Origin of the sequence: Amycolatopsis melonis (genome assembly GCF_040064235.1) — a bacterium.
Taxonomy (GTDB): domain Bacteria; phylum Actinomycetota; class Actinomycetes; order Mycobacteriales; family Pseudonocardiaceae; genus Amycolatopsis; species Amycolatopsis melonis.
Map to the genome: position 1 here is coordinate 336567 of NZ_JBDZYD010000007.1, position 25269 is coordinate 361835.

Sequence of the window (25269 nt, forward strand, 5' to 3'; positions counted from 1 at the left end):
CGCTACCGTTCCTCGTGACGCGCGGCGAAGTCGTGGGCGTAGGTCTTGGCGTCGACCAGGTGCTTGAGGGTCAGCTCCCGGGCCGCGGCCGGATCGGACCGCCGGATGGCGTCGAGGATCGCGCGGTGGTCGTCGACGGCCTTGCGGATCTGCCCCGGCAGCCGCAGCGCGGCCCGCCGCTCCTCGCCGACCAGGGCGAGGACCGACCGGAGCAGCCCGGCGACGTCGTCGTTGCCCGCGTTCTGCGCGATCACCCGGTGGAACTCGGCATCGGTGGCGATGACCCGCAGCATGTCCCCGGCTTCGGCCGCCTGCGCCATCTCGGCGACGTTGTCCTCCAGCCGCCCGACGGTCTTCGCGGTGGCGTGCCGCGCCAGCCGTTCGGCGAGCGTGGGCTCGACGGTCGCCCGCAGGTCGAACAGCTTCTCGACGAGCTGGTCGTGCTCGGTGAACCAGCTCCGCAGCGGCTGTTCCTGCTGCTCACGGACGTAGGTCCCGGAGCCGGCCCGGATCTGGACGTACCCGATGGAGTCTAGGACGCGCAGAGCCTGCCGCAGCGACCCCCGGCTGATGCCGAGTTCTTCGCAGAGCACGCGTTCGGCGGGCAGCCGCGACCCGGGCGGCAGGTCACCGGAGTCGATCCGCGCCCGCAGCCGCTCGACGGTCGCGCTCCAGACCTGCTCGGTGTCCACGACCCCATCCTCTCAGCTCCCGGAATTGTCGGGGGTGGCTGCCATGATCACGGACATGGAGATCCTGGGGGCATGGGTGCGTGGCTGGACGGTGTCCCGGGCGACGCCACCACCGGTCGCCGAACCCGACGGCTACCGCGTCGACGTCGGCTTGCCGGGACACCGGGTGCGGTACCTGCTGCGCTCGCCGTCGGCAGTGGCAGCACGGGCCAGGACGGCGGCATCGCCGGGCACGTGGCTGAAGACGTGCGGCGCGCGCGGCGAGGTCGTGGCCGGGCTGACATCGGAGTGGGAGGTGGGAGAGACGGAGTACCTGATGACGTTCGAGGGGGCACTGCCTCCGGTTTCGGTGCCGTCGCCGTACGCGGTGACGGTCAGTGGAGACGGGCCGGTGTGGGACGTGGCCGTGTCGTGCGCCGGAGCCCCGGCGGCCCGGGGGAGGGTCGCGGTGGCGTCGGGCGTGGCGGTGTTCGACCAGATCGAGACGCAGCCACAACACCGCCGCCGCGGCCTCGGCCGGGTGGTCATGCACCACCTGAGCGCCGCGGCGGCGGCGGAGTCGAGCGCGTTGCTGGCCTCCGAGGCCGGGCGAGGCCTGTACGGCGCCCTGGGGTGGCGGGTGGAGTCCGAAGTGGTCCCGGCGCATGTCCCGGAAGGAGCGTCATGACCGCGCGCCCGGTCAGGTCCGCCGGGACTCGCGCGAGATTCACTCGGTCGGCGGGCAACCACGGACCGATGCGCTGCGTAGACATTCAGTCACCCGTCGCGCCCATGAGGCGCACAGAACCGATGCGAGGGGGAGCGCAGACGTGGGTCGCTGGATCACCAAGAACGGAAACCGGGTTTACCTCGAGGATGGCAAGGGCGGTTCGGGTCCGTTGGTGGCGGTTGCTGCCGCGGTGGTCCTCGCCGGAGGCGGCGTCGCCGGGGTGGGCGCGGGCGGTCTCTTCGCGGGTGGTGGTGGCGGAGCAGGAGCGGCATCCGAGGCATTCGCCGGCAATGCCGCCGGCGACGTCGTCGACTCACTGCCGGGACGGTCGATCAAGACCCGCCGGGCCGAAGCCGGCGAGTCGGCGAAGAAGGGCAAGCCCGACGAGGCGTGGAGCAAGTTGAAGGTCAAGCAGCTGCGACGAGAGGTCCACGACCTCGAGCACGCGGCCGAGTGCGTCGCAGCCGCCACGGGCAAGGTGCGGGAGTTCCTGATGAGAACACCGTGCTCGTCGCTGCATCGGATGCTGCTGGCTGTCGGTGACGGGCATCGCAACGCCGCGGTCATTTCCGTGGTGCGTGTCGGGTTCCGGAGCAGAAAGCAGGCTGCCGCGTTCGAAAAGGTCGAGCGGGTGCACGGAAGCGGAGATGTGCGGCCGCTGGACGTCGCGGTGGTGCTCGGGGTGGCCGGGGTGAAGATGACCGGGCTGCACTACGCCTCCCGCCCGGAGGGCTACGGCATGGTGGTGGCCGAAGCCGACAACGCCACCGGCCATTTCGACGACGAGACACTCGACGCGCTGGCCGAGGTCGCTTCCTGGATGCCTGTCAAGAAGTGACCTGCGCCGAGCCGTCGTCCCGGCCGCCCGGCTACAGCGTCAGTCCCGGGTCGCCGGCCACCGTGGTGAGCTGGTCGGCGGTCAGCGGCAGCGGGGCTTCGACTCCCGGCGAGTTGAACACCGTGGCCACGACGAACGTGCCGTCCGCGCGGAAGTCGGTCACCGAGATGCTGTGCTGCCTGGTGTTCGCCCGGTCCACGGTGTCCGTTTCCGCCACCACCCGGGCCCCTCCCGCGCCGACCTCGAAGTAGCGGCACGTCGTTTCCGGGCTGATCTGCTTCTTCAGCTCCGCGCACAGCTGCACCGGCTGGAACCGGGTGACCGGGACGGCCGGCACGAACACCTCCACCGAGATGAAGTAGCCGCCGTCCTCCGGGCCGCCGTGTTCCTGGGTGCGGACGCCGACCTGGCTCGGCGGCAGCACGCCGCCGAAGCGGCCCGAGTCGTTGGAGCGGCGGCGGAGCTGGTCGGCCGGGGGCACCATCGTGCGCAGGACCGCCTCGAGATGGTCGGCGACCTCCGGGGCGCGGGCCCGCAGCCGCGCTTCGGTCGGCTGGGCGATGTCACCCGGCGGCCACCAGCGATGTCCGTCGGACGGCGTGACCGTCTGCGCTCCGGCCGGCTGGACCGGGGCAGGAGCCGCCGGTCCGGTGAGCGTGATCGCGACAGCGGCGAGTGCCGCCACCACGGCGGCCCCGGTGAGCAGGCTGTTCCGGCGGCGACGGCGCCGCCGGCCTGCCCGGGTGACGACCTCGTCCGGGTCGAAGCCCAGCGGCGGTTCGGGGTGCACGGCCGCGGTGAACTCGCGGGCCAGGGTCTGCTCGTTCATTGCAGCTCGCTTTCTGCCAGGAAACCGGATTCGGCGGGGTAGACGCCGCGCAGCGTCTGCAGGGCCCGTGCGGTCTGGCTCCGGACCGTTCCTTCGGAACACCGCAGTTCGCGGGCGGCGTCGGCGACCGGCAGGTCGCAGAAGTACCGCAGCACCAGCACCGCCCGCTGCCGCGGCGCGAGGGCCGCCAGCGCCGTGGCCAATTCGGGGCGCAGGCCGGCCGGGTGGCGGGACGGATCCGCCGTCTCGTCCGCGACTTCCGGCAGCGCGTCGGTGTGGTGCTCGGACCGCCGCCACGGCCGCCGCCGCTCGTCGAGCCAGCAGCGGGTCAGCGTCCGCCGCGCGTAGCTCATCGGGCGGTCGGTGCCGCGGATCCGCGGCCACGCGCCGTACATCTTGTACAGCGTGGTCTGGACGAGATCCTCGGCCAGGTGCCAGTCACCGCACAGCAGGTAGCCGTACCGGCGCAGCATGACGGCGTTGCCCCGGGCGAACTCGCGAAACCGATCCTCGTCGGCTGCCCGCATCGGGCCTCCTTCTTGTCAGGTACCGCTGCTTACGCACGGCGCGGCCGGGACGCTGCATCGCCGTGGTGAGTGTCTGCCCAGACACATCTGCGTCGCGGGACCCGCCCACGATGCTTAGGCTCCGCACGTGATTGCTTCATGACGTGGTGGCACGCGGTGATCGTCGTGGTCGCCGGGATCTGGGCGGGCACCATCAACGCCGTCGTCGGGTCGGGGACCCTGGTGACGTTCCCCGTGCTCGTCGCGCTCGGCTATCCGCCGGTGACGGCGACGACGTCCAACGCCATCGGCCTCGCGCCCGGCACCCTCAGCGGTGCCTGGGGATACCGGCACGAGCTCAAGGGCTACTGGCCGCAGACCGTCAGGTTCGCCGTCGCGTCCTTCCTCGGCGCGATCGGCGGCACCGTCCTGCTGCTTTCGCTGCCGAAGGACGCCTTCGAAGCCGTCGTCCCCGTGCTCGTCGGGCTGGCGGTGGTCCTGGTGATCGTCCAGCCGAAGGTGTCGAAGTGGGTGGCCGCCCGCCGCGAGGCCAACGGCACCGAGCACAAACCCGGCCCCCTGCTGATGTTCTTCGTCTTCCTCATCGGCATCTACGGCGGGTACTTCACCGCCGCACAGGGCGTGATGCTGATGGCCGTGCTGGGAATGCTGCTGAGCGAACCCCTGCAGAAGCTGAACGGCGTCAAGAACGTCCTCGCCGCCGTGGTCAACGTCGTCGCCGGCGTGATCTACGCGTTCGTGGCCCCGATCAGCTGGCCGGTGGTGCTGTGGCTGGCGGTCGGCTCCACCGCCGGCGGCTTCCTCGGCGCGAAGATCGGCCGCAAGCTGCCGCCGGCGGTACTGCGCGGCGTCATCGTGGTGATCGGCGTCGCCGCGGTGATACAGCTTTCGCTCAAGTAGGGCGGCCCCTCCGGGCTCGGTACGATTCGATCCATGACGGACCCGGAAGACCTCGACCGGCGCGTTCGGGTGCTCGAAGCCGAAGTTCTGCGACTCCGCGACCAGTTCACGGTCGCCGCGTCCGACGCCGCGGCGGCTCGCAGTGACGCCGCCGCGGCTCGTGTCCTTGCCGGTGGCGCCGACCGGGATGCCGCCGACCTGCGAGACGAGCTTCGAGCGCACAACCAGACCCTCAACGCCCTGCGCGAAACCCAGCTCGAGCACGGCCAAGCGATCGCCGAGGGCTTCGCCAAAACCGACGAGAAGTTCGCCACCATGGCCCAGGGAATGGCGCAGATCCACACTCTCCTGGAACGCCTGGTCCCGCCCGGACCAGCGAACTTCAGCGACTGAAGTCGCGCGCCGCGGACAGGAAGAGGTCGTTCTCCTCGCGGGTGCCGATGGTCACGCGGACGCCGTCGCCGGCGAAGGGGCGGACCACCAGCTTGCGGTCCAGTGCGTGCTCGGCGAACGGGACCGCCTGCTCGCCCAGGGGCAGCCACACGAAGTTCGCCTGCGTCTCCGGCACCTGGTACCCCGCCGCGATCAGCGCGTCGCGCACCCGGCCGCGCTCGGCGACGATCTCCTTGCAGCGCTCCAGCAGCTCGTCCGCCGCGTCGAGCGAAGCGAGCGCGGCCACCTGGGCCAGCATGTTCACCGAGAACGCCACGTACACCTGGCGGATCGCGTCGGCGATCGGCTCCGGCGCGATCGCGTACCCGACGCGCAGGCCCGCGAGGCCGTACGCCTTCGAGAACGTGCGCAGCACCATCACGTTCGGCCGGGTGCGGGTGTACTCGACGCCGTCGGGGACCTCGGGGTCGGTGACGAACTCCTTGTACGCCTCGTCCAGGACGACCAGCACGCGCTCCGGGACCGCGTCCAGGAAGCGCTCCAGCTCTGCGCGGCGGATCGCCGTCCCGGTCGGGTTGTTGGGGTTGCAGACGAAGACCACGCGCGTGCGGCCGGTGATCGCCGCGGCCATCGCGTCGAGGTCGAGTTCCTGGCCCTCGGTGATCGGGACCTTCACCGACACCGCGTTCGCGACCTGCGTGACGATCGGGTACGCCTCGAACGAGCGCCAGCCGAAGATCACCTCGTCGCCGGGCGCGCACACCGCCTGGATCGTCTGCTGGCACAGCGACACCGAGCCGCAGCCGATCGCGACGCGGTCCACCGGCACGTCCAGTTCGCGGGCGAGCCGCTCGCGCAACGCCTGCGAACCCGTGTCCGGGTAACGGTTGATGCCCGCCGCGGCCTCGGCGATCGCCCGCGCGACGCTCGGCAGCGCGCCGCCGGGCACCTCGTTGCTCGCCAGCTTGATCGCGCCTTCGATCGTCCGGCCGGGGACGTATTTCGGCAACGATTCGAGATCGGCACGCGGGGACACGGACGGCATCTTCGGCGCTCCTGGAATTCGACGGGACGACCCGGTCACCGTATCTTTTCCGCCCGCCGCCGCGCGACTCCCTTCAGGCGGTCCCCGGTGGGACACTGGGGGTATCTCCCGTTCACCTCCAAGTGATTGAGTGACGGCATGACCTCGACCAGCACCGTGGACTACCAGCGCCCCGGCGGCCCTGCCCTGCGCCTGACCTGCTCGGAACCCGAAGGGTCGCTTCGCGGCGGCCTGGTGGTGCTGCACGAGGCGGACGGCGTCACCGACGGCGTGAAGCTGCTGCTCGCCGGCCTCGCCACGGAGGGCTGGCTGACCGTCACCCCGCACCTCGACGACGCGCGCCTCACCCAGCAGGACCTGCTCGACGCGACCGACCTGACCCTGGCCTGGCTCGTCGAGCGCGGCGTCCAGGCCGACCTGCTCGGCGTGATGGGCTTCGACCTCGGCGGCACCGCGGCCCTCGTCGTCGCCTCGCACCGGAAGCTGGGCGCCGCGGTCAGCGTCGGCGGGCAGCAGGCCGCCGAGCTGCCCGCGCTGGTCGAGATCGCCGGGCGGCTCACCAGCCCCTGGCTCGGCATGTACGGCGACGCCGGCGACGAGGCGGGCGGCGCCGACGTCGAGCAGCTGCGTGACGCGGCCGCGTCGGCGAAGGTCGCCACGAACGTCGTCCACTACCCGGGCGCCAACCACCGCTTCGACGCCGACCCTGGCGCGGCCGCGGAGGCGTGGCAGCGCACCCTCGACTGGTTCGACGCGCACCTGCGTTAGGTGTGGGCGAGCACCACCTCCGACCCGGGTTCCGTGTGGGTTCCGGCCACAGTGACTTCGCGTTCGGAAGGATTAGGCTCGGAGCGTGACGCACACCGCCGACGCCCCCGAAGTGCTCTGGCGCCCCGAGCCGGGCCACGTTGCCGACACCAAGATCGAAGCCTTCCGCCAGTGGCTGCGCGCCGAGCGCGGCGTCGAGGTGGACGACTACCGCTCGCTGTGGGAGTTCTCGGTCGAGCGCGGCCCGGACTTCTGGGCCGCGGTCGCGGACTTCCTCGGCGTCCGCTGGCACGACCAGCCCGGTGAGGTGCTCCAAGGCGCGATGCCGGACGCCGTCTGGTTCGAGGGCGGGACGCTGAACTACGCCGAGCACGCGCTCACCCCGGGCGTCGCGGGTGCCACGAAGGCCGACGACGAAACCGCGGTGATCTTCCATCGCGAGGACGGCCTCGCGAGCCACCTGACCTACGGCAAGCTGCGTGCCCAGGTCGCCGCGGCCCGGGCGGCGCTGCTGGAGCTGGGCGTCGGCAAGGGCGACCGCGTCGTCGCGCTGGCGCCGAACTGCCCGCAGACGCTGGTCGCGTTCCTCGCCACGGCGAGCATCGGCGCGATCTGGTCGTCGTGCTCGCCGGACTTCGGCGTCCGTGCGGTCGCGGACCGCTTCGTGCAGATCGAGCCGAAGGTGCTCTTCGCGGTCAACGCCTACGCATACAACGGCCGCCAGTTCGACATCCGGACGACGATCGCGGACCTGCAGGCGAAGCTGCCGTCGCTGGCCGCGACGGTCCTCGTCGAGTACGTCGGCGAAGGCCGCATGGACGGCACGCTCGACTGGGACCAGCTGCTCGCGAAGCACGAAGGCTCGACGCTGCTGTTCGAGCCGGTCGAGTTCGCGCACCCGCTGTGGGTGCTCTACTCCTCCGGCACCACCGGCCTGCCGAAGGGCATCGTGCACGGCCACGGCGGCATCACCCTCGAACACCTCAAGGCGCTCGCGCTGCAGACCGACCTCGGGCCCGGCGACCGGTTCTTCTGGTTCAGCACCACCGGCTGGATGATGTGGAACTTCCTCATCTCCGGCCTGCTCGTCGGCACCACGATCGTGCTCTACGACGGCAGCCCGGGGTATCCGGACCTCAACGCGCTCTGGCACCTCGCGGAACAGCACCGCGTCACCTACTTCGGCACGTCGGCGCCGTTCATCCAGAGCTGCCTCAAGGCGGGCATCAAGCCTGCCGAGCGCTACGACCTGACGGCGCTGCGCGCACTCGGCTCGACCGGCGCGCCGCTGAGCGTCGAAGGCTTCCGGTGGATCGCGGACGAGGTCGGGAAGAACGTCCAGATCTGCTCGGTCTCCGGCGGCACCGACCTGTGCGCGGCGTTCGTCGCGTCGGCGCCCGACGTCCCGGTCTGGCTCGGCGAGCTGTCCTGCCCGGCGCTCGGCGCCGCGGTCAAGGCCTTCGACGAGGCGGGCAACGCCGTCGTCGAGGAGGTCGGCGAGCTGGTGATCACCCAGCCGATGCCGTCGATGCCGGTGTTCTTCTGGAACGACCCCGACGGCTCGCGCCTGCGTGAGGCGTACTTCGAGATGTATCCCGGCCTGTGGCGCCACGGCGACTGGATCCGGATCACCAACCGCGGCTCGGCGGTGATCTACGGCCGCAGCGACTCGACGCTCAACCGCGGCGGCGTCCGGATGGGCACGGCGGAGTTCTACCGGGTCGTCGAGGGGTACGACGAGATCCTGGATTCCCTGGTCGTGGACACTTCGGCCGCCGGGAACGAGGACGGGCAGCTGATCTGTTTCGTGGTGCTCGCCGACGGCGTCGCGCTCGAAGACGTCGAACCGGCGCTGCGGAAGGAACTGCGTAGCGCGCTGTCACCACGCCATGTACCCGATCGGTTCGTCGTGGTTTCCGAGATACCTCGTACCTTGAACGGTAAGAAGTGTGAGGTACCGGTGAAGAAGATCCTCGCCGGTGTGGCTCCCGACCGGGCCGTCAGCCGCGACGCGCTGGCCAACCCGGCGGCACTGGCGCCGTTCGTGGAGCTCGCCGGGGGGTAGATGGGGGAGGCAGGATGGGCCACGGCAGGGTGCACAGGTGGTGACGGGGACACGCGCGCAAATCACCTGGAAGGTGGCGGGGACCACCACTGTGGGGGTGATCACCTGGGTGACCCGGCTCGCGGGCCTGCTCACCGTGGCGTCGGTCCTCGTGCCCGCCGGCCGGAACCTGCGCGGGCACCTCTCGGAGTGGCTGGAGCTGCCGCAGGAGGCCACGGTGGCGGCGGCGACCGTGGCGCTGGTCACGGGCGTGCTGCTGGTGATGCTGGCCGCGGGCCTGCGGCGCCGCAAGCGCCGGGCCTGGCAGCTGGCGATCGGCGCGACGGTGCTGCTCACGGTGTCGCACATCGGGCTCAAGCACGTCTTCGGCGCCGGCCTGGTGTCGACGGTGCTGCTGGCAGGCCTGATCGCGAACCGGCGGTACTTCGTCGCGAAGCCGGACCCGGTCGTCGGGCGCTGGCGGGCGGTGCGGGTGTTCCTGCAGCTGGTGCTGGCCGGGTTCGTGATCAACGTCATCCTGCTGTCGGTGGCGTCCCGGACGGTGCTGGAGCCGATGAGCTTCCCGGACCGGGTGGCGGAGTCGGCGCTCGCGCTCGTCGGCGTCAGCGGGCCCGCGGTGTTCCACCAGCTGTGGCTGGAGGACCTGACCGCGGCGGTGGGCCTGCTGTTCGGCCTCGCCGCGGTCGGGGTGTCGGCGTACTTCCTGCTGCGCTCGGCCGAGCCGGCGCCGCGGCTGTCCGACGACGAGGTCGACCGCCTGCGCGGACTGCTGGACGAGCACGGCGAGCGTGACTCGCTCGGCTACTTCGCGCTGCGGCGGGACAAGTTCGCGGTGTTTTCGAAGACGGGCAAGGCCGCGGTCACCTACCGCGTGATCGCCGGGGTGGCGCTGTGCTCGGCCGACCCGCTGGGCGACCACGAGGCGTGGCCCGGCGCGATCGAGGAGTACCTGGAGGTCTGCCGCCGGGGCGGCTGGGTCCCGGCCGCGATGGGCGTCTCCGAGCTGGGCGCGACGGTCTGGGCCCGCTTCGGGCTGGAGGTACTGGAGATCGGCGACGAAGCGGTGGTCGACGCCGACGAGTTCACCCTGGACGGCCGCAGCATGCGCGGCGTCCGCCAGGCGGCGGCCCGCACGAAGCGCGCGGGCTACAAGGTGCTGGTCCGCCGCGCCGAGGACCTGCGGCCCGGCGAGCTGGACGAACTGGCGGCACTGGCGGCGAACTGGCGCGGCACGGACACCGAGCGCGGCTTCTCGATGGCGCTGGGCCGCATGGGCGACCCCGGCTCGGTCCTGGTGACGGCCGAGCAGGGCGGCCGCGTGCGCGGCGTGCTCCAGTTCGTCCCGTGGGGCACGACGGGCCTGTCGCTGGACGTGATGCGCCGCGACCGCACGGCCGACAACGGCGTCAACGAGCTGATGATCTCGGAACTCCTCCTGGCGGCCCGCCACCACGGAGTCCGCCAGGTGTCCCTGAACTTCGCGGCGTTCCGCGCCCTGATGGAGCAGGGCCGCCGCATCGGCGCGGGCCCGGTGGCGAAGGCGGCGGCGAAGGTCCTGCACTTCTTCTCGCGCTGGATCCAGATCGAGACGCTGTACCGCTTCAACGCGAAGTTCCAGCCCCGCTGGGTGCCCCGGTACCTGGTGTACCCGGGCGTCCGCGAGCTGCCGAGGGTGGGCATTGCAACCTTCGAGGCAGAGGGCCTCGGAGGCCGCTCTCCGCGCCTGCTCAGGCTGCTGCGCCGGGCGTAAGGGGGGTCGGGTTCGGGGGTGATCGGGGGGTGTGTAACCTATCTGAGCAGTGGTCGTTGGGCCCAGGAGGCTTCGCCTAGTCTGGTCTATGGCGCCGCACTGCTAATGCGGTTGGGGGTAACCCCCCCTCCCGGGTTCAAATCCCGGAGCCTCCGCTGGCCCCCGGTTCGCCGGGTGCTAGGTTAGAGAACAACTGAACAAGCGCCCGTAGCTCAGCTGGATAGAGCATCTGACTACGGATCAGAAGGTCAGGGGTTCGAATCCCTTCGGGCGCACGTCTGGTTGAGACAGCAAAGAAGCCCCCCTCGCGAGAGGGGGGCTTCTTTCTTGTTCCGGCAGGAAAAGCGACGGACGTCACCCGGCGATTTCGTCCTGGTGTTCCGCCGCCCACCGGGCCAGCTGCGCGAGCGGGCCGCTCGCGAACGACTCGCCCAGTGCGGTCAGCTCGTACGTCGCCGCGGTTCCGCCGCCGTCCTGTTTGGTGGCGAGGCGTCGTTCCGTGAGGCGGCGCAACGACTCGGTCAGCACTTTGTCGCTGATGCCCGCGATGCGGGTCAGCAGGTCGTTGCGTCGCGTCGGGCCGCGGCGCAGGGCCGACAGCAGGACGGGATCCCACGTGTGGCTGATCAGTTCGACCGCCGCCCGGACATGGCAGTCGGACGCGAAGGGCGGGCAGATTCCGTCGGTCACGGCGGCCAGTCTGGCACCTCTTGTCCTCCCGATCGGTAGGAACGGGCTCCCTAACGTGGCCGGCAGACCCGTTCGAAGTAGGAGGTAGCCGTGCACGTGGGAATTCTGGGGACCGGGAACTTGGCTGTCGCGCTCGGGAAAGCATGGCTCGCCGCGGGCCGTGCGGTGGTGCTCACCGGCCGGGACGCCGATCGGGTCCGGGCCGCGGCGGCCGAGATCGGCGCGGAAGCCGTTGCGCCGGACGAGTTCGCCGCCCGGGCCGGCGTCGTGCTCGTGGCGGTCGCCTACGACGGCTTGGCCGGCGCGCTGTCCCTGGTCGGCGCCGACCGGGGCGGGCTGGGCGGGAAGACCGTGCTCGACTGCACGAACGCCGTCGACTACGCGACCGGCCGGTTGCGTCCGGCGTCCGGCTCGGCCGCGGAATTCGTCGCCCGCCACGCGCCGGGTGCGCACGTGGTCAAGGCACTGCACCTGTTCGCCGGGACCTCCTGGCCACACACTGGTCCGCGGCGGCCGGTGGTGGCGCTCTGCGGGGACGACCCGGGCGCGCTCGGCCATGCGGCCGAGCTGGTCGCGGACCTCGGCGGTGAGGGTGTGGTGGTCGGCGGGCTCGACGCGGCGCGCCAGCTGGAAGAAGCGGCCGGATTCGTCATGCGCGTCGTCGCCGCAGGCGCCAACCCGCGCCTGGCCGTGCCCGATGTCGAGCCCCGCCGGGTTGCTCCTACCGGCTGACTTCCGTACCCGGGCGGCGTTCCGGCGACACCTGAAGCGCGGAACGTGCTTCCAGGGGGGACGACGTGCCGCAGCTGCGCATCCACTTCACCGACGCCGATCTCGCGCGGACCCGGCTGAAGCTGGACATCGACCTGATGTGGGAGATCGTCGGCAGCGTGCAGGCGCTGCAGCACTCCGGCGGTGGCCTGGCCTTCGAGGCGTGGCGGCGGCGGGTGCGCGAACGCGTGCGCGGGGACCGGCGGCTGCAGGCCGCGGTGCAGCTGCTGATGACTGTCGCTCCGCATGCCGCGTACTTTCCGGACTTCCTGACGCCTCCGGAGGACGTGCCCGACGTCCGTACCGCCACCGAACTCGTCCTCGCGACGCCCGCGCGGCGACTGCGGGCCGAAGTCGGGCGGCTGGAGCCCGTCTGCGGGCCCGCTGCCGCCTGGCTCGGCGAACTGGCTGCGGCGAAGCCCTCCGCGACGGGGGAGCTGCGGCGGGCGCTGCGGCTGTACTTCCACGCGCTGATCGAGCCGCAGCTCGACGTCGTCGGCGAAGGACTGCGCATCGAATGTGCCGCCGGGGTTCAGCGTTACCTGCACGGTGGGCCCGAAGGGCTGCTGCGGTGGCTCGGGCCCGCCACCCGCTGGCAGCCGCCGGTGCTCGCGGTCGGGTATCCCGTCGATCGCGACCTGCACCTCGACGGCCGGGGTCTCGTGCTCATCCCCAGCTACTTCGGCGTGCAGCATCCCGTCGCGCTCGCCGACCCGCGGCTGCGTCCGGTGCTGGCCGTGCCGATCCGGCCCGGGGCGCGGCTGCTGGCCGCCCGGGAACGCGGTGATCACCTGAGTGCGCTGCTGGGCGCCACCCGGGCCACCATCCTGCGCTCGGCCGTCCGCGGCAGCACCACCACCCGGCTGGCGAAGCAGGCCGGGGTCGCGCCGGCGACCGTCAGCCACCACACGAACGTCCTGCGCGACGCAGGCCTCATCACCACCGACCGGCACGAGAACCTCGCCACCCACCTCATCACGCCGCTGGGCCTGGCCGTGCTGGACCGCGGAAGTCGTTAGAGCCTGTTCGAAGCACGCCGTTCGCGCGCGGCCGCGGTGGCAGGGTCGCCCGGGTCAGGAAAACCCGACGCGAAGGGGGAACGACATGAGGATGCTCAGGACTGCAGCCGTGGCCGGGGTACTCGGCCTGCTGGTGGCCGGCGGCGCGACCGCCACCGCGAGCGCCGCGACCGGGACGGACGCCGCCCGGCCCGCCGCCGCCGGCCAGCGGCTCGCCCTGCCGTGCGAGAACTGGACGCTCAAGATCAGCGAAGGCCACGCCTCGGGCACGTGGTGCAACGACTACCGGACCGTCAGCGGGAAGGTGACCGACGACAAGGCCGACGGCCGGTGCCCGTACGTCCGGTCGCACTGGAGCAACGGCGGCGTCAGCGACGGGCCGTGGGTGGGCCCGAAGGGCGCGTCGAAGTCCTTCACGCTGAACGCCCCGTCGGGGACCTACTCGACCCAGGTCAGCATCCACTACGTCAACTGCTGATCGCCGTACCGCCGCCAGCCGGGCCCGGGAAACCGGGCCCGGCTGCTTTGCGTAACCGGTCTGGACCAGTTCGGTGCGCGGACCGGCCATTGGTCTTGACCACTAACCACGCTCCGTGGTGACGCTTCCATAATTGGTCTGGACCACGTACCGTTTCCGCAAACGGCGCAAAACACCGCCCGGATCCCCGCCGGTGGTGTTGGTGTCTGCCGTCCCCGCACCTGGCTCAAAGGAGAGCGATGTCCAGAAAGAGATGGCACCTCCTCGGTCTGTTCACCGCGGTCGGCGCGCTCGCGGTCGGCCTCGTCACCGTGCCCGCGAACGCCGCCGGTGGCGTCGGCGCCACCTTCACGAAGGGCTCCGACTGGGGTACCGGGTACGAAGGCAAGTACACGATCAGCAACGGCTCGGGCTCGACGCTGCCGAGCTGGACGGTCGAGTTCGACCTCCCGTCCGGCGCGAAGATCTCGTCGCTGTGGGACGGCAGCTACACCGCGTCCGGCCAGCACGTCACCGTCAAGAACACCTGGAACGGCAACGTCGGCAACGGCGGCACCGCCAGCTTCGGCTTCAACGTCAGCTACTCCGGCACCTACTCCGCGCCCGCGAACTGCCGGCTCAACGGCGGCTCCTGCGACGCCGGCGGCAGCACCCCGACCACCACCCCGACGACCCCGACCCAGCCGACCACCACCGTCCCGACCACGCCGACCACCCCGCCGACGACGACCACGCCGCCGCAGCCGGGTGGGCTGAAGAACGTCGGCTACTTCGTGCAGTGGGGCGTCTACGGGCGCAACTACCACGTCAAGAACATCGAAACCTCGGGCTCGGCGAGCAAGCTGACCCACATCAACTACGCGTTCGGCAACGTCAAGAACGGCCAGTGCAGTGCCAACGACGACCCGTACGCCGACTACCAGAAGACCTACGACGCCGCGGGCAGCGTCGACGGCGTCGCCGACACCTGGGACCAGCCCGTCGCCGGCAACTTCAACCAGCTGCGCAAGCTGAAGAAGCTGCACCCGGGCCTGAAGGTGATCTGGTCGTTCGGCGGCTGGACGTACTCCGGCGGCTTCGGCCAGGCCGCGCAGAACGCGGCCGCGTTCGCGCAGTCCTGCTACAACCTGCTGAAGGACGCGCGCTGGGCCGACATCTGGGACGGCATCGACATCGACTGGGAGTACCCCAACGCGTGCGGCCTTTCCTGTGACACCAGCGGGGCCGCGGCCTACAAGAACCTGATGGCCGCGCTGCGCGCGAAGTTCGGCTCCTCGTTCCTGATCACCTCGGCCATCTCGGCCGACGGCAGCAACGGCGGCAAGCTCGACGTCGCCGACTACGCGGGCGCCGCGCCGTACGTCGACTGGTTCAACGTCATGACCTACGACTACTTCGGCGCGTGGGCCGCGCAGGGCCCGACCGCTCCGCACTCGCCGCTGACGTCCTACGCGGGCATCCCGACCGCCGGCTTCTACTCCGACGCCGCGATCCAGAAGCTCAAGAGCAAGGGCGTCCCGGCGAGCAAGCTGTTGCTGGGCATCGGGTTCTACGGCCGCGGCTGGACCGGCGTCACGCAGGACGCGCCGGGCGGCACCGCCACCGGACCAGCGCCGGGCACCTACGAGCAGGGCATCGAGGACTACAAGGTCCTCAAGAACAGCTGCCCGTCGACCGGCACGATCGCCGGCACCGCGTACGCGAAGTGCGGCAGCAACTGGTGGAGCTACGACACCCCGTCGACCATCGGCGGAAAGATGTCCTACGCCAGGCAGCAGGGCCTCGGCGGCGCCTTCTTCTGGGAGCTGACCGGCGACACCAGCAACGGCGAGCTCATCACCGCCATGCGCAACGGACTGTCCTGAAAGGACCGATCATGAGGAAGTGGTTGTCCGCACTGGGACTGACCGCCGTGGCCGCCACGGTCGGCGCGGTGGTCGTGATCGCGCCGGCGAACGCGGCGGGCGGGGTCTCGGCGACTTTCAGCAAGGGCTCCGACTGGGGCACCGGGTACGAAGGCAAGTACACGATCAGCAACGGTTCCGGCTCGACGCTGCCGAGCTGGACGGTCGAGTTCGACCTGCCGAGTGGCGCGAAGATCTCGTCGCTGTGGGACGGCAGCTACACCGCGTCCGGCCAGCACGTCACCGTCAAGAACACCTGGAACGGCAACGTGTCCAACGGCGGTAGTGCGAGTTTCGGGTTCAACGTGACGTACTCCGGCACGTACGTCGCGCCGTCGAACTGCCGGCTGAACGGGGGTTCCTGCGACGCCGGGGGCACACCACCGACGTCCACACCGCCGCCTACGACGACACCACCCCCGACCACCACGCCGCCGCAGCAGCCGGGCGGCCGGGGCGCGCCGTACCTGTACATGGGCTGGGGCAACCCGCCGAGCCCGCAGACGGTGATGAACGCGACCGGCGTCAAGTGGTTCACCATGGCGTTCGTCAACGCCTCCGGTGGCTGCACCCCGGCGTGGGACAGCAGCCGTCCGCTGCAGGGCAGCGCGGACGCGAACGCGATCGCGCAGATCAAGGCGGCGGGCGGCCAGGTGGTGCCGTCGTTCGGCGGCTGGAGCGGGAACAAGCTGGGCCCGAACTGCTCGACGCCGGAGGCACTGGCCGGCGCCTACCAGCAGGTGATCAACGCCTACGGGCTCAAGGCGATCGACATCGACATCGAGAACTCCGACGAGTTCGAGAACGAGACCGTGCAGGACCGCATCCTGGGCGCGCTGAAGATCGTCAAGCAGAACAACCCGGGCATCCAGACGATCCTGACGTTCGGCACGTCGACGACCGGCCCGAACTACTACGGCAACCGGCTCATCGACCGGTCGAAGGCCCTCGGCGCGAACGTGGACGTGTTCACGATCATGCCGTTCGACTTCGGCGGCGGCGCGGACATGTACGCGAGCACGGTGAGCGCGGCCAACGGCCTGCGCGACAAGCTGAAGTCGACGTTCGGCTGGAGCGACGCCACCGCGTACAACCACCTGGGCATCTCCGGCATGAACGGCCTGTCCGACCAGCAGGAGCTGACCAGCGTGGACACGTGGACCCGGATCACCACCTGGGCCAAGGCGAACAACATCGGCCGCCTGGCGTTCTGGTCGGTCAACCGCGACCGAGGCTGCCCTGGCGGCGGCGTCCAGTCGGCGTGCAGCGGCATCGCCCAGAACGACTGGGACTTCACGAGGGTGACGGCGGGTTTCTGACGCCGTCGTGAAACGGCCTCCTTGCCGGCTCCCCGGGCCGGCAAGGGGGCCCTTCGCGTTTCAGACCTCGGTCGATTGCGACAGGACAGGCAGCTCCGGGCTCGCGCCCCACGCCAGTTCGGTCACCGCGCGCACCGCCGCCGGGACCGCGGCCGCGACCTGCGGGGACAGCCCGATTCCGCCGTCGACGCAGGCCGGCTCGCAGCCGAGGACCAGGACGCGGCCCGCGTCGCCGCCCAGGAGCCGCAGGAGGCGGAAGACCGCGTCGCCGTGCAGGCCGTGCGCGTCCAGTGCCGAGGCCGCCGTCAGGTCCTCGGTCAGGGACAGCGTGCCCGGTGGCCGGCCGTGCGGGGTGGCGTCCAGCAGGATCGTCGTGTCGTAGCCGCCCGTCAGGTCGTAGGCCAGGTGGACCGCCGCGATGTCGTAGTCGGCGATCTGCACCCACGGGGGCAGGCCGGCCCGGTCGAGTTCCTTGAGCACTTCGACACCGAAGCCGTCGTCGCGCAGGAAGACGTTGCCGATGCTTGCGACCAGGACTCGTGGCCTCATCCGTCCAGGCTAGAACTGTGAAGTGGATCACACAATAGGTTCGCGGTCGTCCTCGATGTGTTCGGCGCGGGCCAGCCACAGCTCGGCCTCCTGCGCCGCGCCCCGCGACCGCAGCATGCGGGCCAGGCTGAGCATTCCCTGGACGTCGCCGGTCTCCGCGGCCCGCCGGAACCAGTCCTCGGCCTCGGCGAAGTCCTCCCGGTGCTCGGCCAGGTGGCCGAGGTTCGTGAGCGCCGGGATGCTGCCGTGCTCGGCGGCCTTGCGGTACCAGGCGGCCGCTTCGCCGTCGTCGCCGCGGGTGCGGGCCAGGACGCCGAGGTTCGTCATCGCCGCCGGGTCGCCCTGCTCGGCCGCGTCGAGGTACCAGTTCTCGGCCTCCTCGACGTCGCCGCGGCGGTGCAGCAGCAGGCCGAGCCGGACCGCCGACTCGACGTGGCCGCCCGCCGCGCCCTGGCGGTACCACGACTCCGCGTCGCCCGGCCTGCCGAGCCGTTCCGCCTGCCTGCCGAGCTGGCAGGCGGCCGCGAGGTCGCCGGCGAGCACCGCGGACCGCCACCAGCGCGCCGCCTCCGCGGCCTGGCCACGGTCGCGCAGCACCAGGCCCAGGTCGATCATCGCGCCGGTGAGGCCGGTCTCGGCGGCCTGCCGCAGCCACGGCTCGGCCGCTTCGCCGTCGCCCTGCTCCCGCAGCAGCCGCCCGAACGCGGCCATCGACGGCGCGTCGCCGGTGCGCGCGGCCTCGCCGTACCAGTGCAGGGCGTCGTCGCGCCTGCCGCGCCGCTCGCAGGACCGGGCCAGGTTCAGCATCCCGTGCGGCTCGCCGGCCAGCGCCGCTTCGTGGTACCAGCGGTCGGCTTCCTCCTGCGCGCCGCGGTCGGCGAGGAGGTGGGCCAGCGCGGTCATCGAGACGCGGTCGCCGCCCATCGCGGCCCGGCGGTACCAGGACTCGGCTTCGGCGAGCTCCCCGCGTTCCCGCAACGCGGCGCCCAGCCGGGCCATGGCCACGACGTTGCCGCCCTCGGCCGCCTTGCGCTGGAAGAACTCGTCGAACTTCTTGAGCCGACCGGGCATCGGCTGCTCCCTCCGGCTGGTCCTGCCCCGGTAGTCGCAGTTCAGCGGCCCGGTGTGACACCTCCGCCGTGGGTGGGCGAGATCACATTCGCGCCAGGTCGTCGTGTCGGCGCGGTTTTCCGGGCCGGCAGAGGTGAGACTACGCCGCGCGCACGCGCAGGTGAGAGGAGAAAATCGTGGCCGCCCGCAGCTTTCGGCTCAGCGTGACGCAGCGGATCCTGCTGGTAGCCGCGATCCTGGCGGTCGCCCTCTTCGGCTACTGGGTGACGAGCAGGGGTGCGGGCGCGACGCCGCCTGCGTCGTCATCGTCGTCCTCGGCCCCGGTCCCGGTCAGCGCCGCCGACGCGCAGAAGCAGCTCGACGAGCTGACCATCGCCGCGCGGACGTCCATGGACGGCTACTCGCGCGAGAAGTTCAAGCACTGGGACAGCCAGGGCGCCGGCTGCGACACCCGCGAGGTCGTGCTCAAGCGTGACGGCAAGGACGTCCGGACCGACAAGGAGTGCCGCCCGACGTCGGGCACCTGGACCAGCGTGTACGACGGCGAGACGTGGACCAAGCCGACCGACCTCGACATCGACCACATGGTCCCGCTGGGCCAGGCGTGGGCGAGCGGCGCGAAGACGTGGACGGCGGAGAAGCGCGAGCAGTTCGCCAACGACCTGACCCGCCCGCAGCTGTTCGCCGTCACCGACAACGTCAACCAGCAGAAGAGCGACAAGGCCCCGGACCAGTGGAAGCCGCCGCTGGTGTCGTTCTGGTGCACGTACGCGACCGACTGGATCGTCGTGAAGCACTACTACGGGCTGACGGTGACGCAGGCGGAGAAAACCGCCTTGACGGACATGCTGCGCCGCTGCTGAGCTGGCGGCGTGACGACGTTCGCGCTGATCCACGGAGGCGGCGGCAGCGGCTGGGACTTCCACCGGCTCGTCCCGGAACTGGCGGCCCGCGGCCACGACGCGGTCGCGCCCGACCTGCCCATCACGGACCCGTCGGCGGGACTGGCCGAGTTCACGGACACGGTCCTGTCGGCCCTCGGCGACCGCACGGACGTGGCGGTCGTCGGCCATTCGTACGGCGGCTTCACGGCACCACTGGTCGCGGCCAAGGTCCGCGCGCGGACGCTGGTGTACCTGGCCGGGATGATCCCGGCACCGGGCGAGCCGCCGGGGCAGTGGTGGGGCAACACGGGCTTCGCGGCGCCGGCGGGACTGAGCGAAACCGAGCAGTACTTCAACGACGTCACCCCGGAACTGGCCCGGGAGTGCCAGTCCCGCGGGCGCGACCAGGTGAGCAAGGAGTGGGACGAGCCATGGCCCCTCCCGGCCCACCCGGACATCCCCACGCATGTCCTGCTTTGCCGCGACGACCGGTTCTTCGTCCCGGACTTCCAGCGCCGGGTGGCCCAGGAGCGCTTGGCAATCACCCCCGACGAGATCGACGGCGGCCACTGCGTCGCACTGAGCCGGCCCGCCGAACTGGCCGACCGGTTGATCAGCTACCTGTAGGAGCTTCGAGCCAGTTCAGGTACCACTCGCGGAAACCGACGCCGCAGGGGGAGAGGCCGCCGTCGGAGACGCGGTCGTCGAACCACAGGCGGCCGCGCTCCGGGCCGGTGACGACGAGCCGGTAGTAGGCGCCGCAGCCCTGGTGGCACAGCATCAGCGAGCCGGTGATCCACCGCTCGTCGAAGTAGCGGTCGTCGGGGATCTCGCCGCCGTCCGGGTGGTTCCACGCGCTCGTGTGCGGGAACGGCGTCGCGAGGAAGCCGGGCGGCCTGCCCGGTTCGTCTCGGCATTCCGGCGCGCCGAGCCGGTACAGGCCGTAGTCCGGCCCGGCGCCGCTCTCGCCCACGGTGAGCAGGAAGCTGCGGTACTCCTCCGGCAGCGTCACTCCGTGCCGCGCCTCGAACTTCGCCACCGCCTTCTCCGGCAGCGGCCGGGAAACCTCGTACCGGTGGTGCCCGGCCCCGAACCGCCGGAGTTCCGGGTCGGCGGCCGCCAGTGCGGCCAGCCGTTCCCGGACTCCTCTCCAGCTCACCACCGGTCCAGGTGGAGGACCTCGTCCAACGGCTGCCGTGCCGCGGGCTTGAACGTGTCACCCGTGTAGAACGCCGTCGGGATCAGTGCTGCCTGGTGGACATTCGGCGGCAGTCCCAGCACCTCCGCCGCCTCGCGTTCGTACTTCAGGTGCAGCGTTGTCCACGCCGTGCCCAGCGTCACCGAACGGGCCGCCAGCATGTAGCTCCACACCGCCGGCAGCAGCGACGCCCACAGCCCGGCCTGGTTGCCCGGTGGCAGTTCCGGTGACGACGTCTCCAGGCACGGGACCACCAGCACCGGGACCTCGCCCATCCGGTCGGCCAGGTACTCGATGCTCGCCCCGACCCGCTGCTGGACCGCCGCCCTGACCGGGTCGTCCGCGAACAGCTTGGCCGCCGCCTGCGGGGACTCCAGGTACTCGTGGCACGCCCTGCGGTAGATCTCCCCGAGCGCCGCGCGCCGGTCCGCGTCCGTGACCACCAGCCAGTGCCAGCGCTGGGTGTTCGAACCGCTTGGGGCCTGCATGGCCACCTGGATGCAGTGTTTCACCAGGTCGAGCGGCACGTGCCGGTTCAGGTCGAGGCGCCTGCGGACCGTGCGGGTCGTCGTCAGCAGCTCTTCGGGGGTCATCATCGCCGGCCTACCAGCGGTCGTGGACGAGCGGGCGGACGAGTTCGTCGTACGTCTCGCGGACGCCGTCCAGCGCCTCCGCCGACAGCGGGGGCAACGCCGCCGCCGCGGTGTTCGCCGCCGCCTGGGACGCGTTGCGGGCGCCCGGGATCACCGTGCTCACGCCCGGCTGGTCGATGATCCAGCGCAGCGCGAACTGCGCCAGCGTCTGCCCGGCGGGCACCAGCCCGCGCAGCCGCTCGACCGCCTGCAGCCCGACCTCGTACGGCACGCCGGAGAACGTCTCGCCGACGTCGAACGCCTCGCCGTGGCGGTTGTAGGTGCGGTGGTCGTTCTCGGCGAACGTCGTGTCCGCCGTGTAGCGGCCGGACAGCAGGCCCGACGCCAGCGGCACCCGCGCGATGATCCCGGCGCCCGCCTCCGCCGCCGCGGGCAGCACGCGCTCCAGCGGCTTGAGCCGCAGGCAGTTCAGGATGATCTGGACCGAGGCGACGTTCGGCCGCGCCAGCGCCGTCAGCGCCTCCTCGCACGTCTCGACGCTCACGCCGTACGCCTTGATCCGTCCCTCGGCGACCATCTCGTCGAGCGCGTCGTACACCGCGTCGGACGAGTACACCGGCGTCGGCGGGCAGTGCAGCTGGACCAGGTCCAGCGTGTCGACGCCCAGGTTGCGGCGCGAGCGGTCGTTCCACTCGCGGAAGTTCGCCCGGACGTAGTTCTCCGGCACCTGCTCGAGCCGCCGGCCCATCTTCGTCGCCACGAAGACGTCGCCGCGTTCGGCGAGGAACCGGCCGACCAGCCGTTCGCTGCGGCCGTCGCCGTAGACGTCGGCGGTGTCGAAGAAGGTGACACCGTTGTCGGCCGCCGCGTTCAGCACGGCCAGTGCGTCGTTCTCGTCGACCTCGCCCCAGTCCGCGCCGAGCTGCCAGCAGCCGAGCCCGACGACGGACACCTCGCGGCCGAGGCGGGTGATCTTCCGGTTCTCCATGCCGCGATCCAAGCACACGGGCGCGCCTATGATCGGCCGTCATGGCCATCACATCGGGTCCGGAAGGGCTGGGGACCCGGATGCGGCACGTCCTCGAGATCCTCGACGGCGACGTCGCACGGTTCCTCGCCGACCTCGGCCTCGGCGACTACCGCCCGCGGTACTCCCCGGTGGTGCGGGCGCTGCTGCAGCACGGCCCGCTGTCCATCCGCGACCTCGCCGAAGCCATGCGCGTGACGCACTCGGCGGCCAGCCAGACGGTCGCGCAGATGAACCGGGCCGGCCTGGTCAGCCTCGAACCGGGCGCCGACGCGCGGCAGCGGATCGTCTCGCTCACCCGGAAGACGCGGGAGCTGCTGCCGCTGATCGAGGCGGAGTGGACGGCCACGACCGAAGCCATGGCCGCGCTGGAAGCCGAGCTGCCGTACTCGCTGCGTACGCTGCTGGACGCCGTCGCCGAGGCACTGGAGCGCAAGCCGTTCCGCGAGCGGATCGGGGAGACCGAAGCCGCGCGCGAGGTGCTCTGATCAGGCGTCCGGGATCCGGAAGACGGCCCAGACGTACTTGCCGCCAGGGCAGCGCTCGAACCCCCAGTCCACCGACAGCGCCTGCACCAGCACCAGCCCGCGGCTGCGGGCCTCGGCCGGGGACGGCGCCCGCAGCTCGGGCAGCAGCGCGCCGGTGTCGTGCACCCGCAGTGTCAGCTGCCCGTCGTCGTACTCCAGCTCCAGCCGCTGGGGCCGCTCGCCGTGCTCGAAGGCGTTGGTGACCAGCTCCGACGTCGCCAGCAGGACGTCGTCCAGCTGGCGCTCGTGCAGGCCGCGGCCGAGCAGCTCCGCGCGGACGCGGTGCCGCGCCAGCGCCGGGGCCGTGACGTCGGCGGGGAGGAGCACCTTCACGGGGACGGCTGCCGCCGCCGTCCGCTGCGGCATCCTCGACGTCGTCATCCGGTCCCCCTCCCAGTGAGTTCGGTACCGCCCGCCAAGTACCCAGGCGGCCGAGCGGCTAATCAGGTGCCGTCGGCCAGCTCGGATTCGTCCAGGCCCGAACGCAGTTTCTTCAGCGTCGCAGCCAGCAACCGCGACACCTGCATCTGGGACACCCCGACGCGGCGCGCGATGTCCGACTGGCTCATCCCCGACCCGAACCGCAGCGCGACGATCTTGCGCTCCCGCTCGGGCAGGCTCTCCAGCATGGGGCGCAGCGCCTCGCGCAGCTCGGCCTGCCCCAGCTCGGCGTCCGGCGCCCCGAACCGCGTGTGCGCCGCGTTCTCCAGCAGGTGGTCCAGCGACGCGCCGTAGCGGCCCTGACCGGCGCGAAGACCTTCGTAGACGTCCTCGACGGGCACGCCGAGCCGGGCGGCGATCTCACTGGGCTTCGGCGCGCGCGACAGCTGGACGGTCAGCTCCTCGCGGGCGGCGGAGATGTTCGCGTTCAGCTCCTTGAGCCGCCGCGGCACCCGCACCGACCAGCTGTTGTCCCGGAAGTGGTGGCGCAGCTCGCCGGAGATCGTGGGCACCGCGAACGCCAGGAAGTCCGTCCCCTGGCCGGGGTCGAACCGGTCGACGGCGTGGATGAGCCCGACCGTGGCGATCTGGACCAGGTCCTCCATCGCCTCGTCCCGGTTGCGGAACTTCCTGGCCAGGTTGCGGGCCAGTTCGAGGTGGGCGCGCACGAGGGTGTCCCGGATGCGTTCCCGCTCCGGCGAGCCCGGCGGCAGCGTGGCGAGCCGGGCGAACAGCGCGCCGGTGTCCGGCTCGTCCTCCCCGCGGCCGTCGGCGGGATCGGTCACGAGGTCGCCGCCTGGCTCTCCCGGACGAGGTCGACCCGGGAGAGGTACCGGCCGTTCTCCGGCGTGATCGTGCGCTCGGCCGTCGTCGCGAGCGCGGTGAGCAGCTGCCACGACAGCCCGGCGTCGTCCTCGTGCTCCGCGGTGTCCGACAGCACCGAGACGGACACCTCGATGCGCGGCCCGCTCCAGGAGAAGGTGCAGGTCAGGCGGCCGTCGGCGCTGGCGGGGAGGAGCAGCGAGCAGGCTTCGTCCACCGCCATCCGGAGATCCTCGACGGCGTCGAGGTCGAAGTCCTGGCGCATCGCGATGTCGGCCACGATGGTCCGCAGCGTGGGCACGACGTGCGGGATCGCGGCCGTCCGCACCTCGATGACCTGCGCGCCTTCCGGGACGAGCGGGGCGTTGTCCTCCACGTTTGTTCCTTTCTCCGGCTCGCGCTCAGGTGTCGGCGGTGTCCTCTCCCGCGCCCGTCGGCGAGATGCCCGTGGTGTGAGCAAACCAAACCCGGGTTTGATCCGCTCCACCGGCGGGCATGTAGCTCCTCGACACGGGAGATCCTGGGAAAGGCAGGGACGACATGGCTGACGTGAGCCGGCTGCCCAACGTGGTTGCTGAAGAGTGGGAATGGCAGCTGCGCGGCTCGTGCCGGGGTGCGGACAGCAGCCTTTTCTTCCACACGGACAACGAGCGGGGTTCGGCGCGGGAGCGGCGCGAGTCGCGCGCCAAGGCCATCTGCCAGACCTGTCCGGTGCTGGCCCAGTGCCGCAAGCACGCCATGACCGTCCAGGAGCCGTACGGCATCTGGGGCGGCCTCGGCGAGATCGAACGGCGGCAGCTCTTCCTCCGGCAGCGCCGGGAAGCGCGGAAGGCGATGAGTGCGCACTGACCGAAGCGCTGACCAGGCAGGATTTGATCGCAGGTGAGCAGTACACGCGAAAGGGCGGCGGCCGTGGCGGGCTCGGCCGCTTCCTGGGTTAGGGTTGGCGCCGGAGTTGCCGTCACGGTGTCCGGCGCGGGGTCCTGCCCCGGGCCGCGAAAGGCACGGTGACACGGATGCCGCTTGAGACACCAGGCGCGTACCCGGCGCAGGAGCAGCGCCTGACGAGGAGAAACTGCATGCCCGCAGCCGACCAGAACGCCACCCCGCCCGGGTTCGGCATCACGCTGGACACCGACGCGACGGAGCCCCGGGTGGTGGTCACCGGCGAGCTCGACCTGCTGACCAGCCCGCAGCTGCAGGAGGCCCTGGCCGGGCTGATCGCGGACAAGCGCGCCCAGCGGGTCGTGGCCGATCTGACCGGGGTGACCTTCTTCGATTCCTCCGCGCTGAACGTCGTGCTCCGGGCACAACGCCAGGCCGGCGAGCAGGACGTCGAGCTCGAGGTCGTCCCCAGCCCCGCCGTGAGCCGGGTGATCGAGCTCACCGGCGTGGCCGAACACCTGAGCGTGTCGGAGGACCCCCAGGCCTGACCGCCCGCTACGGTTCCGCGGACCGGT

At 71.4% G+C, this 25269-nt stretch carries 30 protein-coding genes and 2 tRNA genes; 19 read left to right on the plus strand and 13 right to left on the minus strand.

Annotation, left to right across the window (positions count from 1 at the left end; translation table 11 throughout):
• Window positions 1–2: 2 nt before the first annotated feature.
• Window positions 3–692: a FadR/GntR family transcriptional regulator gene (locus ABJI51_RS20930; protein WP_348952855.1), complete on the minus strand. Its 690-nt coding sequence runs from the start codon at window positions 690–692 to the stop codon at window positions 3–5.
• A 43-nt stretch (window positions 693–735) separates the two neighbouring features.
• On the opposite strand from ABJI51_RS20930, the gene ABJI51_RS20935 reads away from it, so the two are divergent.
• Window positions 736–1359: a GNAT family N-acetyltransferase gene (locus ABJI51_RS20935; RefSeq protein ID WP_348952857.1), complete on the plus strand. Its 624-nt coding sequence runs from the start codon at window positions 736–738 to the stop codon at window positions 1357–1359.
• 142 nt (window positions 1360–1501) lie between these two features.
• Window positions 1502–2239 carry a hypothetical protein gene (locus ABJI51_RS20940; RefSeq protein ID WP_348952858.1) on the plus strand — a complete coding sequence of 246 codons (738 nt, stop codon included), beginning with the start codon at window positions 1502–1504 and terminating at the stop codon, window positions 2237–2239.
• Between the two features lie 31 nt (window positions 2240–2270).
• Here the strand turns inward: ABJI51_RS20940 and ABJI51_RS20945 are convergent, their stop codons facing one another.
• Both ABJI51_RS20945 and ABJI51_RS20950 read right to left on the minus strand, forming a co-directional pair.
• Window positions 2271–3068, minus strand: coding sequence for a hypothetical protein (locus ABJI51_RS20945; RefSeq protein WP_348952860.1), 798 nt, complete (start codon window positions 3066–3068; stop codon window positions 2271–2273).
• On the minus strand, window positions 3065–3595 hold the full coding sequence (locus ABJI51_RS20950) for a SigE family RNA polymerase sigma factor (protein WP_348952861.1): 531 nt from the start codon (window positions 3593–3595) through the stop codon (window positions 3065–3067). Before ABJI51_RS20950 ends, ABJI51_RS20945 begins: the two co-directional genes overlap by 4 nt.
• Before the next feature lie 138 nt (window positions 3596–3733).
• Between ABJI51_RS20950 and ABJI51_RS20955 the strand changes: the two genes are divergently transcribed.
• Window positions 3734–4495 (plus strand): sulfite exporter TauE/SafE family protein, encoded by a 762-nt coding sequence (locus ABJI51_RS20955; protein WP_348952863.1) that lies wholly within the window; start codon window positions 3734–3736, stop codon window positions 4493–4495.
• Between the two features lie 33 nt (window positions 4496–4528).
• Window positions 4529–4888, plus strand: a complete 360-nt coding sequence (locus ABJI51_RS20960; protein WP_348952865.1) for a hypothetical protein — start codon at window positions 4529–4531, stop codon at window positions 4886–4888.
• Here ABJI51_RS20960 and hisC read toward each other — a convergent pair.
• On the minus strand, window positions 4878–5933 hold the full coding sequence (gene hisC, locus ABJI51_RS20965; RefSeq protein WP_348952866.1) for a histidinol-phosphate transaminase: 1056 nt from the start codon (window positions 5931–5933) through the stop codon (window positions 4878–4880). The two genes, ABJI51_RS20960 and hisC, sit on opposite strands and share 11 nt — an antisense overlap.
• Before the next feature lie 138 nt (window positions 5934–6071).
• Between hisC and ABJI51_RS20970 the strand changes: the two genes are divergently transcribed.
• From ABJI51_RS20970 to ABJI51_RS20990, 5 genes are all read left to right on the plus strand, one after another.
• Window positions 6072–6701, plus strand: coding sequence for a dienelactone hydrolase family protein (locus ABJI51_RS20970; RefSeq protein WP_348952868.1), 630 nt, complete (start codon window positions 6072–6074; stop codon window positions 6699–6701).
• An 85-nt stretch (window positions 6702–6786) separates the two neighbouring features.
• Window positions 6787–8766 (plus strand): acetoacetate--CoA ligase, encoded by a 1980-nt coding sequence (locus ABJI51_RS20975; protein WP_348952870.1) that lies wholly within the window; start codon window positions 6787–6789, stop codon window positions 8764–8766.
• A 37-nt stretch (window positions 8767–8803) separates the two neighbouring features.
• Complete coding sequence (locus ABJI51_RS20980) at window positions 8804–10516, plus strand: phosphatidylglycerol lysyltransferase domain-containing protein (protein ID WP_348952872.1); 1713 nt, start codon at window positions 8804–8806, stop codon at window positions 10514–10516.
• 65 nt (window positions 10517–10581) lie between these two features.
• Window positions 10582–10671, plus strand: a tRNA-Ser gene (locus ABJI51_RS20985).
• A gap of 46 nt (window positions 10672–10717) precedes the next feature.
• Window positions 10718–10791, plus strand: a tRNA-Arg gene (locus ABJI51_RS20990).
• 79 nt (window positions 10792–10870) lie between these two features.
• Here the strand turns inward: ABJI51_RS20990 and ABJI51_RS20995 are convergent.
• On the minus strand, window positions 10871–11206 hold the full coding sequence (locus ABJI51_RS20995) for a winged helix-turn-helix transcriptional regulator (RefSeq protein ID WP_348952874.1): 336 nt from the start codon (window positions 11204–11206) through the stop codon (window positions 10871–10873).
• A 90-nt stretch (window positions 11207–11296) separates the two neighbouring features.
• Between ABJI51_RS20995 and ABJI51_RS21000 the strand changes: the two genes are divergently transcribed.
• The 5 genes from ABJI51_RS21000 (at window position 11297) to ABJI51_RS21020 (ending at window position 16697) form a co-directional block, all read left to right on the plus strand.
• Window positions 11297–11938 carry an NADPH-dependent F420 reductase gene (locus ABJI51_RS21000; RefSeq protein ID WP_348952876.1) on the plus strand — a complete coding sequence of 214 codons (642 nt, stop codon included), beginning with the start codon at window positions 11297–11299 and terminating at the stop codon, window positions 11936–11938.
• A 65-nt stretch (window positions 11939–12003) separates the two neighbouring features.
• Window positions 12004–12996, plus strand: coding sequence for an ArsR/SmtB family transcription factor (locus ABJI51_RS21005; protein ID WP_348952877.1), 993 nt, complete (start codon window positions 12004–12006; stop codon window positions 12994–12996).
• Between the two features lie 91 nt (window positions 12997–13087).
• Window positions 13088–13474: a hypothetical protein gene (locus tag ABJI51_RS21010; RefSeq protein WP_348952878.1), complete on the plus strand. Its 387-nt coding sequence runs from the start codon at window positions 13088–13090 to the stop codon at window positions 13472–13474.
• Window positions 13475–13713: 239 nt separating this feature from the next.
• Complete coding sequence (locus ABJI51_RS21015) at window positions 13714–15339, plus strand: glycosyl hydrolase family 18 protein (protein ID WP_348952879.1); 1626 nt, start codon at window positions 13714–13716, stop codon at window positions 15337–15339.
• 11 nt (window positions 15340–15350) lie between these two features.
• On the plus strand, window positions 15351–16697 hold the full coding sequence (locus tag ABJI51_RS21020) for a cellulose binding domain-containing protein (protein WP_348952880.1): 1347 nt from the start codon (window positions 15351–15353) through the stop codon (window positions 16695–16697).
• A gap of 60 nt (window positions 16698–16757) precedes the next feature.
• Here the strand turns inward: ABJI51_RS21020 and ABJI51_RS21025 are convergent, their stop codons facing one another.
• On the minus strand, window positions 16758–17246 hold the full coding sequence (locus tag ABJI51_RS21025) for a hydrogenase maturation protease (RefSeq protein WP_348952881.1): 489 nt from the start codon (window positions 17244–17246) through the stop codon (window positions 16758–16760).
• A gap of 27 nt (window positions 17247–17273) precedes the next feature.
• Window positions 17274–18317 (minus strand): tetratricopeptide repeat protein, encoded by a 1044-nt coding sequence (locus ABJI51_RS21030; protein ID WP_348952883.1) that lies wholly within the window; start codon window positions 18315–18317, stop codon window positions 17274–17276.
• 176 nt (window positions 18318–18493) lie between these two features.
• Here ABJI51_RS21030 and ABJI51_RS21035 point away from each other — a divergent pair, with 176 nt between their 5' ends.
• Window positions 18494–19180, plus strand: coding sequence for an HNH endonuclease family protein (locus tag ABJI51_RS21035; protein ID WP_348952884.1), 687 nt, complete (start codon window positions 18494–18496; stop codon window positions 19178–19180).
• Window positions 19181–19189: 9 nt separating this feature from the next.
• The gene (locus ABJI51_RS21040) at window positions 19190–19828 is read left to right on the plus strand and encodes an alpha/beta fold hydrolase (protein ID WP_348952886.1); all 639 of its coding nucleotides are present in this window, start codon (window positions 19190–19192) and stop codon (window positions 19826–19828) included.
• Here the strand turns inward: ABJI51_RS21040 and ABJI51_RS21045 are convergent.
• The 3 genes from ABJI51_RS21045 to ABJI51_RS21055 are packed head-to-tail and all read right to left on the minus strand — an operon-like array spanning window position 19815 to window position 21980.
• Window positions 19815–20360 (minus strand): SMI1/KNR4 family protein, encoded by a 546-nt coding sequence (locus ABJI51_RS21045; protein WP_348952887.1) that lies wholly within the window; start codon window positions 20358–20360, stop codon window positions 19815–19817. The genes ABJI51_RS21040 and ABJI51_RS21045 overlap by 14 nt on opposite strands.
• Complete coding sequence (locus tag ABJI51_RS21050; RefSeq protein ID WP_431605644.1) at window positions 20357–20992, minus strand: nitroreductase family protein; 636 nt, start codon at window positions 20990–20992, stop codon at window positions 20357–20359. Before ABJI51_RS21050 ends, ABJI51_RS21045 begins: the two co-directional genes overlap by 4 nt.
• Window positions 20993–21002: 10 nt before the next feature.
• Entirely contained in the window at window positions 21003–21980 is a 978-nt protein-coding gene (locus ABJI51_RS21055; RefSeq protein ID WP_348952890.1) for an aldo/keto reductase, read from the minus strand.
• Between the two features lie 41 nt (window positions 21981–22021).
• Here ABJI51_RS21055 and ABJI51_RS21060 point away from each other — a divergent pair, with 41 nt between their 5' ends.
• Complete coding sequence (locus tag ABJI51_RS21060; protein ID WP_348952891.1) at window positions 22022–22507, plus strand: MarR family winged helix-turn-helix transcriptional regulator; 486 nt, start codon at window positions 22022–22024, stop codon at window positions 22505–22507.
• On the opposite strand, the gene ABJI51_RS21065 is transcribed toward ABJI51_RS21060, so the two are convergent.
• The 3 genes from ABJI51_RS21065 to ABJI51_RS21075 all read right to left on the minus strand — a co-directional run bounded on the left by ABJI51_RS21065 (window position 22508) and on the right by ABJI51_RS21075 (window position 24185).
• On the minus strand, window positions 22508–22927 hold the full coding sequence (locus ABJI51_RS21065) for an ATP-binding protein (RefSeq protein WP_348952892.1): 420 nt from the start codon (window positions 22925–22927) through the stop codon (window positions 22508–22510).
• 62 nt (window positions 22928–22989) lie between these two features.
• Window positions 22990–23772 (minus strand): SigB/SigF/SigG family RNA polymerase sigma factor, encoded by a 783-nt coding sequence (locus ABJI51_RS21070; RefSeq protein WP_348952893.1) that lies wholly within the window; start codon window positions 23770–23772, stop codon window positions 22990–22992.
• On the minus strand, window positions 23769–24185 hold the full coding sequence (locus tag ABJI51_RS21075) for an anti-sigma factor (RefSeq protein ID WP_348952894.1): 417 nt from the start codon (window positions 24183–24185) through the stop codon (window positions 23769–23771). Before ABJI51_RS21075 ends, ABJI51_RS21070 begins: the two co-directional genes overlap by 4 nt.
• A 164-nt stretch (window positions 24186–24349) precedes the next feature.
• On the opposite strand from ABJI51_RS21075, the gene ABJI51_RS21080 reads away from it, so the two are divergent.
• Both ABJI51_RS21080 and ABJI51_RS21085 read left to right on the plus strand, forming a co-directional pair.
• Window positions 24350–24658 (plus strand): WhiB family transcriptional regulator, encoded by a 309-nt coding sequence (locus tag ABJI51_RS21080; RefSeq protein WP_348952896.1) that lies wholly within the window; start codon window positions 24350–24352, stop codon window positions 24656–24658.
• A gap of 230 nt (window positions 24659–24888) precedes the next feature.
• Window positions 24889–25242, plus strand: a complete 354-nt coding sequence (locus ABJI51_RS21085) for an STAS domain-containing protein (protein ID WP_086862300.1) — start codon at window positions 24889–24891, stop codon at window positions 25240–25242.
• Window positions 25243–25269: the final 27 nt, after the last annotated feature.

Coding starts and splice junctions, on each gene's coding strand:
- ABJI51_RS20935 (WP_348952857.1), top strand. CDS start 736: ATGATCACGGACATGGAGATCCTGGGGGCATGGGTGCGTGGCTGGACG.
- ABJI51_RS20945 (WP_348952860.1), bottom strand. CDS start 3,068: ATGAACGAGCAGACCCTGGCCCGCGAGTTCACCGCGGCCGTGCACCCC.
- ABJI51_RS20950 (WP_348952861.1), bottom strand. CDS start 3,595: ATGCGGGCAGCCGACGAGGATCGGTTTCGCGAGTTCGCCCGGGGCAAC.
- ABJI51_RS20955 (WP_348952863.1), top strand. CDS start 3,734: ATGACGTGGTGGCACGCGGTGATCGTCGTGGTCGCCGGGATCTGGGCG.
- ABJI51_RS20960 (WP_348952865.1), top strand. CDS start 4,529: ATGACGGACCCGGAAGACCTCGACCGGCGCGTTCGGGTGCTCGAAGCC.
- hisC (WP_348952866.1), bottom strand. CDS start 5,933: ATGCCGTCCGTGTCCCCGCGTGCCGATCTCGAATCGTTGCCGAAATAC.
- ABJI51_RS20970 (WP_348952868.1), top strand. CDS start 6,072: ATGACCTCGACCAGCACCGTGGACTACCAGCGCCCCGGCGGCCCTGCC.
- ABJI51_RS21010 (WP_348952878.1), top strand. CDS start 13,088: ATGCTCAGGACTGCAGCCGTGGCCGGGGTACTCGGCCTGCTGGTGGCC.
- ABJI51_RS21015 (WP_348952879.1), top strand. CDS start 13,714: ATGTCCAGAAAGAGATGGCACCTCCTCGGTCTGTTCACCGCGGTCGGC.
- ABJI51_RS21020 (WP_348952880.1), top strand. CDS start 15,351: ATGAGGAAGTGGTTGTCCGCACTGGGACTGACCGCCGTGGCCGCCACG.
- ABJI51_RS21025 (WP_348952881.1), bottom strand. CDS start 17,246: ATGAGGCCACGAGTCCTGGTCGCAAGCATCGGCAACGTCTTCCTGCGC.
- ABJI51_RS21030 (WP_348952883.1), bottom strand. CDS start 18,317: ATGCCCGGTCGGCTCAAGAAGTTCGACGAGTTCTTCCAGCGCAAGGCG.
- ABJI51_RS21050 (WP_431605644.1), bottom strand. CDS start 20,992: ATGACCCCCGAAGAGCTGCTGACGACGACCCGCACGGTCCGCAGGCGC.
- ABJI51_RS21055 (WP_348952890.1), bottom strand. CDS start 21,980: ATGGAGAACCGGAAGATCACCCGCCTCGGCCGCGAGGTGTCCGTCGTC.
- ABJI51_RS21060 (WP_348952891.1), top strand. CDS start 22,022: ATGGCCATCACATCGGGTCCGGAAGGGCTGGGGACCCGGATGCGGCAC.
- ABJI51_RS21065 (WP_348952892.1), bottom strand. CDS start 22,927: ATGACGACGTCGAGGATGCCGCAGCGGACGGCGGCGGCAGCCGTCCCC.
- ABJI51_RS21080 (WP_348952896.1), top strand. CDS start 24,350: ATGGCTGACGTGAGCCGGCTGCCCAACGTGGTTGCTGAAGAGTGGGAA.
- ABJI51_RS21085 (WP_086862300.1), top strand. CDS start 24,889: ATGCCCGCAGCCGACCAGAACGCCACCCCGCCCGGGTTCGGCATCACG.